This is a genomic window from Aeromonas australiensis, from assembly GCF_000819725.1.
GTDB lineage: Bacteria > Pseudomonadota > Gammaproteobacteria > Enterobacterales > Aeromonadaceae > Aeromonas > Aeromonas australiensis.
Genome location: NZ_CDDH01000076.1, coordinates 17,581 through 30,339 on the forward strand (window position 1 = coordinate 17,581; position 12,759 = coordinate 30,339).

Here is a 12,759-nt window from a genome sequence, read left to right on the forward strand (position 1 = left end):
CGCGTCTCAATTCCCCCCCCACTTTAAAACTTGGTGAGAAAGGTCATATGGATATCTTGCGTGGTGCCCCAGCACTGTCTGATTTTCGTGTCCAAAAACTGCTGCAACGCTTCGCGCAGATGAAGGAGAGTGGAGTAGAGAGCGGAGTAGAGATAGAGGATGTCTATGCCGAGTATGTGCACTTTGCCGAGCTGACCAGCCCCCTGTCGCCCCCCGAGCGAGCGACCTTGGGCCAGCTCTTGCGCTACGGCCCGACCATCCCCGAACACACCCCCAGCGGTCAGCTGTTTCTTGTTACCCCCCGCCCCGGCACTATCTCCCCCTGGTCTTCCAAAGCAACCGACATCGCCCACAACTGCGGCCTGAAACAGATCAAGCGGCTGGAGCGTGGTATTGCCTATTACCTGATCATCAAGGGGCAGGGTGAGCTGAGTGCCGCCCAGCGCAGCGTCATTGCCGCCGTGCTCCATGATCGGATGATGGAAGTGGTGTTTGCCGAGATGAGCGAGGCTGCTGCCTTGTTTGCTCACCACGAGCCACGCCCCTTCACCCAGGTGGATGTGCTGGGCGGTGGTCGCGCAGCCCTCGCCGACGCCAACGTGGCGCTCGGTCTGGCGCTGGCCGACGACGAAATCGACTATCTGGTGGAGAACTTCACCAAGTTGGGTCGCAACCCCAACGACATCGAGCTCTACATGTTCGCCCAGGCGAACTCCGAGCACTGCCGTCACAAGATCTTCAACGCCGACTGGACTATCGATGGTGAACAGCAGCCCAAGTCGCTGTTCAAGATGATCAAGAACACTTTCGAGCAGACGCCGGATCATGTCCTCTCTGCCTATAAAGACAACGCCGCCGTGATGGAAGGGAGCCAGGGTGGTCGCTTCTTCCCGAGCCCGGCCAACGGCGAATACCAGTATCATCAGGAACAGGTCGACATCCTGATGAAGGTGGAGACCCACAACCACCCGACTGCCATCTCCCCCTTCCCGGGCGCAGCCACCGGCTCCGGCGGCGAGATCCGCGACGAGGGTGCCACCGGTCGTGGTGCCAAGCCCAAAGCGGGTCTGGTGGGCTTCTCCGTCTCCAACCTGCGCATCCCCGGTTTCGAGCAGCCCTGGGAGCAGGATTTCGGCAAGCCGAGCCGCATTGTCAGCGCCTTCGACATCATGCAGGAGGGGCCGCTCGGCGGCGCCGCGTTTAACAACGAGTTCGGTCGTCCGGCCATTCTCGGCTACTTCCGTACCTTCGAAGAGGAGGTGCCTAGCCACAACGGCGTCGAGGTGCGTGGCTACCACAAACCCATCATGCTGGCAGGCGGCATCGGCAACATCCGCACCGAACATGTCCAGAAAGGGGAGATCCCGGTCGGCGCGGCGCTCATCGTACTGGGCGGCCCGGCGATGAACATCGGTCTGGGCGGCGGTGCAGCATCCTCCATGGCCTCCGGCCAATCGGCCGAAGATCTCGACTTTGCCTCGGTGCAGCGCGACAACCCGGAGATGGAGCGTCGCTGCCAGGAGGTGATCGACCGCTGCTGGCAGCTGGGTGACGACAACCCCATCGTCTTTATCCACGATGTGGGCGCCGGTGGTCTCTCCAACGCCATGCCGGAGCTGGTGAGCGACGGTGAGCGTGGCGGTCGTTTCGATCTGCGCGCCATTCCGAACGACGAGCCGGGCATGAGCCCGCTGGAGATCTGGTGCAACGAATCCCAGGAGCGTTACGTGCTGGCGGTTGCTAAAGAGAAGCTGCCGCTGTTCAAGGCCCTGTGCGAGCGTGAGCGTGCACCCTATGCTGTGATCGGTACCGCGACCGAAGAGAAGCATCTGACCCTCTCTGACAGTCACTTTGACAATCAGCCCATCGATCTGCCGCTGGATGTGTTGCTGGGCAAGACCCCCAAGATGCACCGCGACGTGGTGACCCTGTCAGCGCAAGGCAAAGCGCTCCAGCTCGATGGCATCACCTTGAGTGACGCGGCAGAGCGAGTTCTGCGCCTGCCGACCGTGGCGGAGAAGTCCTTCCTTATCACCATCGGCGATCGCAGCGTGACCGGCTTGGTCAACCGCGACCAGATGGTCGGCCCCTGGCAGATCCCGGTGGCCGATTGCGCCGTCACCGCTGCCACCTACGACAGCTATCATGGTGAAGCCATGTCGATGGGCGAGCGCACCCCGGTGGCGCTGCTCTCCCACGCCGCCTCCGCTCGCATGGCGGTGGCGGAAGCGCTCACCAACCTGGCGCCGGCCCACATCGGGTCGCTGAAGCGGGTCAAGCTCTCCGCCAACTGGATGGCCGCTGCCGGTCACCCGGGTGAAGATGCCGGGCTCTATGAGGCGGTCAAAGCGGTAGGTGAGGAGCTCTGCCCGGCCTTGGGTATCACCATTCCGGTGGGCAAGGACTCCATGTCCATGAAGACCCGCTGGCAGCAGGATGGCAAGGAGCACAGCGTCACCTCGCCGCTCTCCCTGCTCATCTCCGCTTTTGCCCGGGTCGAGGATGTGCGCAACACCGTCACCCCGCAGCTGCGCAGCGATCTCGGTGAAACCGACCTTATTCTCGTCGACCTTGGCAACGGCAAGCAGCGCCTCGGCGCTTCGGCGCTGGCGCAGGTCTATCGCCAACTGGGCGACAAGGCGCCGGATCTCGACAATCCGGTCCAGCTCAAAGGCTTCTTCAACGCCATTCAGGCGCTGGTGGCCGATCGCAAGCTGATCGCCTACCACGACCGCTCTGACGGTGGCCTGTTCGTCACCCTGACCGAAATGGCGTTTGCCGGCCACTGCGGCCTCGACATCCAGCTCGATCGCATTGGCGGCGAGCTGCTGCCGGCGCTGTTCAACGAAGAGCTGGGCGCCGTCATTCAGGTGCGCCGCGAAGACAAAGAGGCAGTGCTGACCCTGCTGGCCGGTCACGGCCTGGCGGCCTGCTCCCATGTGCTCGGTACGGTGCGCGAAGGGGATCTCATCACCTTCAAGCGTGCCGGTCAGGAGGTCTATCGCGCCAGCCGTACCGCGCTTCGCACCATCTGGGGCGAGACCAGCTGGCAGATGCAGCGCCTGCGCGACAACCCCGAGTGCGCGGATAGTGAGCACGCGGCTCGTCAGGACGCCACCGATCCGGGTCTGCAGGCCAAGCTCAGCTTCAACCCGGCCGAGGATGTGGCTGCGCCCTATATTGCCCGCGGTGTCTCCCCCCGTCTGGCAGTGCTGCGCGAGCAGGGAGTTAACTCCCACGTGGAGATGGCGGCGGCGTTCGATCGTGCCGGTTTCGCCGCGGTGGATGTCCATATGAGTGACATTCTCGAAGGACGTATCAAGCTGGAGACGTTCCAGACCCTGGTGGCCTGTGGCGGCTTCTCCTACGGCGATGTGCTGGGGGCGGGGGAAGGCTGGGCCAAGTCCATCTTGTTCAACGACAACGCCCGCGAGCAGTTCCAGCGCTTCTTCGAGCGCGGCGATACCCTCTCTCTGGGTGTCTGCAACGGTTGCCAGATGATGTCCAACCTGCGGGATCTCATCCCGGGTGCCGATCTCTGGCCGCGCTTTGTGCGTAACCGCTCCGAGCGCTTCGAGGCCCGCTTCAGTCTGGTTGAGGTACAGGACTCCCCGTCCGCCTTCTTCGCGGGCATGGCAGGCTCCGTGATGCCGATTGCCGTTTCCCACGGGGAAGGACGTGTTGAGGTGCGCGATGCCGCTCACTTGAACGCACTGCAAACCAGCGGGCTGGTGGGGCTGCGCTTTGTCGATAACCGCGGCAGCGTGACCGAGCAGTACCCGGCCAACCCGAACGGCTCGCCGGACGGCATCACCGCCGTGACCACCACCGATGGCCGCGCCACCATCATGATGCCGCACCCGGAGCGGGTGTTCCGCACCGTGGCCAACTCCTGGCACCCTGACAACTGGGGCGAAGATGGCGCCTGGATGCGGATGTTCCGCAACGCCCGGGTCCGTCTGGGTTAATAGAGACAGCGCCAGCGCGTAACAACAGAAACCGGCCACTTGGCCGGTTTTTTTATCCGTGTCGTTACGGCTTGCCGAGCGGTTGGGGGATAAAGCCTCCCCGATCGAGGATCTGCAGACAGGCATCCACCACATCCGCATCGAGCTGATGGCCGCGCATCTGGATGATCTGCTCCCTGGCCTGGGGAATGCCGAGGGCGGCGCGATAGGGGCGATCCGAGGACATGGATTCGACGATATCGGCGACGGTGAGGATGCGGGCCTCCAGCAGGATCTCATCCCCCTTGAGTCCCAGCGGATAGCCGGAGCCATCGAGATACTCGTGGTGCTGGTGGATCATCCGGGCGATGGGCCAGGGTAGAGCAATATCCTTGAGCACCAGATAACCTGCCGTCGGGTGCTCCTTGACCAGATTGAACTCCTGGGGGGTCAGCTTGCCCGGTTTGGTCAGGATCTCGACAGGCACCTGGATTTTACCGATATCGTGCACCATGGCGCCCAGATAAAGACCACGTAACTGTTTGTCACCCAGCCCCAGTTCCCGACCGATGGCCAACGCCAGAGTAGCGACGTGCTTCTGGTGACCTGCGGTGTAGGGATCGCGTTGTTCCAGCACGGCAGCGATGGCTCCCAGCGCATCCTCCAGGGCCAGCTCCAATTGACGGGCATGCATGGCTTTTTCTCGCTGAGCGGCGAGATAGGCTTGCTGGGTACGACGAGCTTGCAGGCCATAGGTCAGGTAGTCAGCCAGTCCGTTGAAGAGGTGTACTTCCTCATCGGTGAAGGCTCTGGCCTGCGTGCTGTGAATAAGCAGGCCACCTGGCACTGTGGCTTGCCACGGTAATGGCAGCAGCAGCCGGCCCCTCAGGGTGGCGGAGTGGTGAACCAGTTCGATGCCGAGTGCTTCGTTAAGCATCTCGCCTGAGCTGATGGCCCGGATCAGGGCCACATCCCGGGTGAGCCAGTCATCGCTGGCAAACCAGATAGCCTGACCTGCCTGCGCCAGGATCTGCATACTGTCCTGATCAGCGGCCTGCAGCACGATCACCAGAGGAAAGCGACCATCGAAGGTGATGGCATCGCAGATCTCCTGCAGTAGTGTCTGCTCGTCCCCCTGCTTGAGCATGGCATGGTGGGCGCGGGTAATGGCTTCAAGCGTCCAGGTATATTGCTGGAGACGCTCCTGCTGCTGTTTCTGGTCGGTGATATCTTCGAAGAAGACAGCGACGCCGATCACCTTGCCCAGCTCATCGTACAGGGGAAACTTGGTGGTACTGAGCCAGCGGTCTTCACCCCCTTTCAGATAGGGTTCTTCGTGATGCCGGGTTGTGCAGCTGGCCATGACCTGGAGATCGTCATCCCGATAGCGTTGGGCCAGCTCGGCCGGGAAAAAATCGGCATCGCACTTGCCAACCAGTTCGGCTGGAGTGAGGGCCAGATCGTCGGCCAGCAGACGGTTGCAGGCGATGAAGTGTGAACGGGTATCTTTCAACAGGACGCGATAGGGTAGCTGTTCCATCACCTGATGGAGCAGGGCTGCGGTGGGGTGAGAGTTGACGCCCGGTGGCTGAATGGATGGCGGTAGATCTTTTAACATCATCTTGGTGCAACCAGAGTCAGGTGGTAGTAAAGCGGTAGCCCGCTTGCCAGACGGCGAAACAGGCATCGACCACCTGTTTGTCGTAATGCACACCGGCGTAGCGCGTCAGTTCGGCGAACGCATCGGTGAGGGGGAGGGCACGCCGGAACGGCCGGTGGGCCGTCATGGCGGCCAGGGAGTCGGCGACCCGTATAATCCTCGCCTCCAGCGAGATCCCATCTCCCTGTAGCCCCTGCGGGTAGCCGCTACCATCGAGATTCTCATGGTGCTGCATCACTATGGTGGTGATGGGCCAAGGAAAGTCAATCTGTTGCAGGATCTCGCGGCCAGTATCCGGATGCTGTTTGATAAGTTCGAACTCAGCTGGCCTCAGTTCCCGTGGGCGAGTGAGGATCTCCGCCGGGATCTGCAGCAGGCCGATGTTATGCACCATGGCCGCAAGACCCAATCCATCCAGCTGCTCTTGCGGCAGTTGCAGCTGTTGACCGATGGCCAGCGCGAGATCATGCACGCGCCGTTCGTGTCCTGCCGTGACCGGATCTTTGTGGGCAATCGCGGAGGAGAGGGCCGCTATGGTCTGAAACAGCAGGGTGCGCTGGCGTTGCTCGCTCTCCTTGATATGAGTGATATCGACTAGGACGCCGATGATACCTGCCACCTCGCCCTGATGGTCATAGAAGAGATCCTTGAAGTTCAGCACCTGGTAGCGGTGGCCGCTGCGATCAAACAGCGTATGTTCGAAATATTGCGGTTGCCTGCTACGCAGCACCTCCATGTCACGTTGGGTATATTCGTCCGCCATCTCTGGCGGCAGGATTTCGTCTACTCGCTTCCCCTCTAGATCGGTCCTGCTGATCCCGGTCACTTGAGTAAAGGCCGGGTTGCAACTGATAAAGCGCCCTTCAACATCCTTGTAGAATACAGGGATGGGGATGGCCTTGAGCAGGGACTCGTTGAGGCGCTGCATGTCGAGCAGCTCGGCCTGCTGGCGCCTGGCGAGCTGCTCGCTGTCTTTGCAAAGGGAAATGGCGCGGGCCAGGTTGCCGAGCACCGGGCTGAACAGATGGCAGACCGGTACGATCTGCTGATGTGGCTGGGGGGCGAGCAGCAAGATGAGATAACCCCCTTCAACCTTGAGCCGATATGCAAACTGGTAGGTGCGGCTGCCCGGCAGGGGGAGCGTCTGTTGCAGCAGGCAGTGCTCCTCCTCGCTGACCCACCCAGGCAGGGTCAGGGTGGTGCCGGTGTGCTGGCGCAACTGCTCGTCGCCGATCACCTTGAGCAGCTCATATCCTTCCCGTTGCTGCTGCAATACCACACCAACCGGTGTGGCGCAGTGAAACATAAAGCGTTGCAACACCTTGGTGAGTAGGGCATCGAGTGTAACCTCCCGACCAATGCAGAGGGCGAGATCGCATACGATGGTCATGGCGTGGTCATTGTTCATCGTCGTCCCTCCCCGTTGCAGAGAATGGCGCCATTGTGAAACAGCGGATAGTCTCCAGGCCGCAGGCTGCCTATTTCACCAAGGGAGAGCGCACCGACCAGCTCATGGGCTCCGCTTTGGGTGAAGAGGGTTTCCAGTTCAAGCGCACTTTGCGTACCGAAGTGCTGCTGACGTCCGGCGCAGTAGTAGATCTCGATGCGTTCAGGCACACCATGCTGGCTGAGTTTCTCGGCCAGCTCGATGGCATTGGCGGTCGGACTTTGCGGCGCCTTGAGCAGCGTGAGAATACTGTAATCAGGCACTTCTCCCACGCAGAGCAGGGCTCCCTCTTCGGTGACGGCGACCGGGATCCGCACGATCACATCGCCATTGGCTCTGAGCAACCCGAGCGGCAAGTGGACGCCGTACTGGTAGAACTGCTCCGGGGTGAGGTTCTGCTGGAATTGCTGCCGGATCAGGGATTGATAGCGGCTGAAGGCGGGTTCCCAGTCGATAAAGGAGATCTTGTTGCCCTCGCTGCTGGTGGCCAGCATGGGCTGAGCAGTGAGTTGATAGCCATGTTCCAGTAAGGGATAGCTGTGATGGGGCAGCAGGACGCAGCTGACCGCTTGCGCCAGCAAACTGTGATTGTCAAACAGACAGGGCATGGCCGTGAACTGGCCGCTGCCCGCATTGACGCCAGCATAGTTGACCCTGTCCGCCAGTCGCAGATAGATCCCTTCCAGAATGGAGGCAATATTGGGGATCATGGCGTCGAAAGTGAGAAAGAGGGTCGGGACTTTCTGTTGAACCGGCCATTGGGAGATCCGAGGGGCCAGCTGCTCGCAGATGATGGTGGCCAGCTCATCGGCGCTCGCGGTAGAGGAGAGTGGGATCAGCAGGGGATTATGGGATGCCGGGCGGGGCAATAGCCAAGCCCCCTGTTCGTGGAAACCATGCTGGCTGACCAGGCTTGGAAAGATTGCGCCGCAAAGCTGAATATCGAGGCGTTGGCACTGCTGCTGCAGTTCGGCAACACGTGCGGCATCCCGCTCGGCCAGCAACACATCGAGTCGTCCCCCTCGGTAGGGAAGCAGTGTATCGGTCAGTGGATGCGCATCAAATTGATGAAAAGTAGGTTGCATCATCGCTCGGAACTCCATTCCTGCCAGTCATCAATATATCAGCAAGGGAGCTGGCTGAATACCAATCAATATTTGATGTGTCAGTATAAGCCATTCTAAAGACAGGCAAATTTCAGTCGTGGCAGGGGCTAATGCCAGTCAGTTAAGTCTGACTGGCATTGTTTTTGTTGGCTTTTTGCACCGCATACTTTTGTGGTCTTGCCTTCACACTGCGGGGATAACTCCGCGCCCTTCACCCCGGCATTACAAACTGCCCCGCCTGCTTATCCAGCTCCGCCGCCCGCTTCGGGATACTCCCCGCTGACCAGTACGGCATACAGCTCCACTCATGGATGAGGTACACCCACGCCATGTGAAAACTCAGCTGACTCGCCGTGTATCCCTTTAAACTTGCCGCCATCTTTACCATCTGGCTGTGCAGCAGGTGGTACGCCTACAGTGCCTCTTATAACCTCTGCCATCTCCCCGCTGCCTTCTTGCTGCGCATGTCAGTCGTTGTGGTTGCAGGCTCTGCTTCATCTCCTGATACCCTAACTCGATTACTCGGCGGTGGCTGTCGCGCTCGACGATGTAGGCCCCCGGGAAACGCATCGGGTTCAGCAATGAGATCAGCACCTGGCGATCCTTGTCGTTGATAGTGCGGGTCAGCAAGCGGGTTGCTAGCGTTTCTGGCAGTTGCCATGCTGGGGCCAGACTTGGCAAACGTGGCTACATTGTCCGGGGTATCCGGGAGGTCGCCACATTACGTCATTGATGGCGAGCAGTTGCAGACCGGCCCAAGCGGGGTGATTGGTCTGCTGGTGTCAGAGGGAGGCGGTCTCGTGAAACAGCAGCTCGATGCTTTTGCCCCCGAGCTTTTGGCGCGCTTGCACGAAGGCGCGGTCGTCTTGTGGTCACTCCCTCTTCGCCGAGTTGGGTAGGGTGATGAGCTGGGGGGAATGAGGTCAGAGCGTAACTCAGACTGGTTGGTATTACTGGCATGAAGGACGTCGAGGGCCTGCTCGATAGGTATACAAATCCGCAACCAGTCAACAGATGTCGGATTTTCACACCGGGGAAGGCGCGGTCAATGGATCCGTAACTGAGCGGTACTGGTCACCGGAGTGACCCCTTTTGGTATCTGGTGCAGCTTGACTGCAAGATGGCTATCGAGCGGGAGGGACCTTGTTTGCACTGACCCCGTTATCCGTGCCGTTGTGGGGGGTGGGCAGACAGTGACGATGGACTTCGCTGCTTGAGGCGGCCGAGCCAGAGGCTCAAGCCTGCCGTCAGAATGAGGACCAGTTCAATCCCCATGACCAGCCCGGCCAACTCGCCCTGCTCCCAAAACGGGTGCAGGTAAAGCCCCCCCAGACTGGCTCCCAGATAGTAGGCCACCAGATAGAGAGAAGAGGCGAGGGCCCGGTTGTGTTCGACATGTTGGCCAACCCAGCCACTGGCGCAAGCATGGGCCAGGAAAAAGCCGAAGCTGGAGACCAGCAAGCCACTCAGGATACCGAGCAGGCTAGCTTGCAGCAGCCACAGACTCCCGAGGGCCATCAGGGCGATCCCGACCAGCAGCATCCGTTGTGCCCCCCAGCGGTTGGCAAATCGGCCGCTCAGAGAGGAGGCCACCGTCCCCGAGAGATAGGTGAGAAACAGCATACCGAGCCATTGGGTGGGCAGGGAGAAGGGGGGCTTGGCCAGCAGGAAGGTGAGATAACTGAACTGGTTCAGAAACACCATAAAGTTGAGCCCCCCGATAAGGTAAGCCCCTACCAGCAAGGGGTTGGTCAGGTGTTGCTGCAAGGCGCGGGCAAATTGGCCGCGAACGGGGGCGCTTGCCACAAAGCGGGTCTGATGGGGCAGCAGCCAGAAGACCAGCGGCAGCAGTGACAGGCTGATCATACCAATCCCCAGAAAGGTGTGCTGCCAGTCGCCAAACCAGCCCGCCAGCAGGCCACCGACCACCCGGCCGGCAATGCCGCCGAGGGAGTTGGCGGCAATATAGACTCCCACCGCCGAGAGCAGCGCCCGTTTGCTGAACTCTTCCCCCATATAGGCAATCGCAGTGGCTGGTAACCCCGCCAGTAGCGCCCCCTGGAGGATGCGCAGCAGCAGCAGGGAGCCAAACTGCTCAACAAGCGGGATCAACAGTGAGAGCAGGATCGCCAGGGTGAGTGTACCCAGCATGACTTGCCGACGGCCATGGCGATCCGCCAGTCTGGCGCAGATCAGCAGGGAGGCGGCGAGGCCTGCAGTGCATCCTGCCAGGGTCCAGCTGGCCGAGAGGGAGTTGACCGAGAAGACCTCGGCAATCAGGGGTAACAGGGGATGGGTCTGGTAGAGGTTCAGAAACACCAGAAAGGAGCCCAGGCTGAGGGCCAGGGTGGCACGTATCCACTCGCGACTTCCAACTTCAATCATTGCGTATTGTCCTGACTACTTTTGGTCAGGGTAGAGTCCTTGCGGTTATAAATATAATATATTTAAGTTATCTATCTCATAAGATGAATTGATACATGGATCTGAAACAGCTCACCTATCTGCTGGCGGTCAGGGATGCCGGCTCATTTACCAAGGCAGCCAACAGTCTGCATGTGGCACAACCGGCCATCAGCATGGCCATTGCCAAGCTGGAGCAGCAACTCGAATTGCGACTGTTTGATCGGCAGGACCGGGCGGTACGGCTCACCCCTGAGGGAGAGGTGCTCTGTCGCCATGCCGAGCGCCTGTTGTTGCAAATGCATCAGGCCGAGGCCGAGATGGCCGAGCTCAAGGGGTTGGAGCGGGGAGAGGTGCGGATCGGGATCCCCTATATGATGGGCTCCTACTATTTCCCCCCGCGCCTGATGGCCTTCAAGCACCGCTACCCCGGGCTCAAGATCCGGGTCGAGGAGGCGGGCACCCGCGAGCTGCTCAGCCGGATGGTGGATGGCTCCCTCGATCTGGCTATTCTCATCACCAGTGATCTGCCCCCCGCCATCGAGGGGGCGCATCTGCTGAGCGAAGAGATGCTGATGGTGGTGGGGGACGATCACCCTCTGCGCGGTGAATCGGCCGTGACCCTCTCGCAGTTTTTCGCCCAGGAGCTGGCGCTGTTTCGCCGCGGTTTCTATCACCGGGAGCATATGGAGGCGCTGGCCCAGAGCCTGGGCGTTGAACCCGATATCGCCTTCGAGAGCAATCTGATCCCTCTGCTCAAGGCGGTGGTGCGGCAAGGCTTTGCGGTGACCACCTTCCTGCGGATGGTGTTGGAAGAGGAGCCGGATCTGAGCGGCGTGCCCTTCGACCCGCCCATCTATCTCGATCTCTGCGTGGCTTGGCGGCGTGGCGATCCGCTCTCCATGGCCAATCGTGCCTTGCGGGACTTCTTGCTCATTGAGGGGGCGCCCTGATAGCGGCGGTTCTTGCGAGAAGTTTGTTACAATTAATGGTGGGTTCGCTTGAGGGCTACACCATGAAACTGCAGCAATTGCGCTATATCGTCGAGGTAGCCAATCACAGGCTGAATTTATCGGCCACCGCCGAGAGCCTTTTTACCTCCCAGCCCGGGATCAGTAAACAGGTGCGGATGCTGGAGGATGAGCTGGGGATCCAGATCTTCGAGCGTAGCGGCAAACACCTGACCCAGATCACCCCCATCGGCCGAGAGGTGATCAAGGTCGCGACCGAGGTGCTGGACAAGGTCGCCACTATCAAGGTGATGACCAGGCAGCATGTGCATCCGGAGCAGGGAACTCTCTCCATTGCCGCCACTCATCTGCAAGCCCGTTATATTCTGCCCGCTATCCTCAAGGGATTCATGGCCCGCTTTCCCAACGTTGCTGTCACTGTGATGCAGGGGAATGCAACGCAGTGCCGAACTGCCGTGCATGATGGCACCGCCGATCTGCTGCTTGCCGATGAGCCGGAGGAGGGGGGCGATCTGCTGATGCTCCCCTCTTTTCAGTGGCAACGGGGTTTGGTGCTGCCAAAGGATCATCCGTTGGCCAAAGCAACATCTCTGACCTCGGCCGAGCTGGTCGAGTTTGCGCTGGTGACTGACGGAAGGGCGTACTCTGCTGCTCATGGCTCCGATTGTGCTCATGCCGAGAGCCGGATCGCCTGTTGTGCGAGCGACAGCGATGTGCTCAAGACCTATGTCAGACAAGGGATGGGCATCGGGGTGATGGCTACCTTTGCCTGGGAGCCTCAGCGCGATAGCGATTTGGTGCTCAAGACGGTGCCTTGGCTATCTGGTGGCGTGGCCGCTATCGGGCTGCGCAGAGGGGCATTTTTGTGCGGTTATCTCTACGATCTGATTGAACGCCTCGCACCGCAATTGACCCGGGAGCAGGTCACTCTCTGCTGCGCGGCTCGTCCTGGCGAAGAATTTGATGCTTTGCTGGGTAATCTGACGGTACCACAACGCTAACTTTGGGGGATGTGTCGCCCTCACAAGCAAAACGCCTCCCATTGGGAGGCGTCAGATTGCTGAAGAACCCCCCACTTTTTCAAAGAGGGGGGTTCTTTTTTCGCTCGGCTCCATGGGGCTGCTCACTGGCTGACAAGTCGGCCTATCGGCCATCTTCGCCATGAAAAAGGCATCAAAGACCATGCTATCGCCCTAACAAGACCATCTGCCGGGGAATTCGGCGG

Annotated in this window: 7 protein-coding genes and 1 pseudogene; 3 read left to right on the forward strand and 5 right to left on the reverse strand. The window is 60.3% G+C overall.

The annotated features are described in order from the left end of the window. Positions 1-47: 47 nt before the first annotated feature. Positions 48-3,968 (forward strand): phosphoribosylformylglycinamidine synthase, encoded by a 3,921-nt coding sequence (purL, locus tag BN1117_RS14205; RefSeq protein WP_040098393.1) that lies wholly within the window; start codon positions 48-50, stop codon positions 3,966-3,968. A 64-nt stretch (positions 3,969-4,032) separates the two neighbouring features. Here purL and BN1117_RS14210 read toward each other — a convergent pair whose 3' ends face one another. From BN1117_RS14210 to BN1117_RS14230, 5 genes and pseudogenes are all read right to left on the reverse strand, one after another. Further along, complete coding sequence (locus BN1117_RS14210) at positions 4,033-5,568, reverse strand: HD domain-containing phosphohydrolase (RefSeq protein WP_244463550.1); 1,536 nt, start codon at positions 5,566-5,568, stop codon at positions 4,033-4,035. A 16-nt stretch (positions 5,569-5,584) separates the two neighbouring features. After that, positions 5,585-7,015, reverse strand: a complete 1,431-nt coding sequence (locus BN1117_RS14215; protein ID WP_040098395.1) for an HD domain-containing phosphohydrolase — start codon at positions 7,013-7,015, stop codon at positions 5,585-5,587. Then, positions 7,012-8,142, reverse strand: coding sequence for an FIST signal transduction protein (locus BN1117_RS14220; protein ID WP_040098396.1), 1,131 nt, complete (start codon positions 8,140-8,142; stop codon positions 7,012-7,014). Before BN1117_RS14220 ends, BN1117_RS14215 begins: the two co-directional genes overlap by 4 nt. A gap of 139 nt (positions 8,143-8,281) precedes the next feature. After that, positions 8,282-9,151 (reverse strand): annotated as a pseudogene (locus BN1117_RS19135) (hypothetical protein). Positions 9,152-9,321: 170 nt separating this feature from the next. Further along, positions 9,322-10,545, reverse strand: a complete 1,224-nt coding sequence (locus tag BN1117_RS14230; RefSeq protein WP_040098398.1) for an MFS transporter — start codon at positions 10,543-10,545, stop codon at positions 9,322-9,324. Positions 10,546-10,640: 95 nt separating this feature from the next. Here BN1117_RS14230 and BN1117_RS14235 point away from each other — a divergent pair, with 95 nt between their 5' ends. Further along, a complete protein-coding gene (locus BN1117_RS14235) occupies positions 10,641-11,516 on the forward strand; it encodes a LysR family transcriptional regulator (RefSeq protein ID WP_040098400.1) in 876 nt (291 codons plus the stop codon). Positions 11,517-11,578: 62 nt separating this feature from the next. Continuing rightward, a complete protein-coding gene (locus BN1117_RS14240; RefSeq protein WP_040098403.1) occupies positions 11,579-12,535 on the forward strand; it encodes a LysR substrate-binding domain-containing protein in 957 nt (318 codons plus the stop codon). Positions 12,536-12,759: the final 224 nt, after the last annotated feature.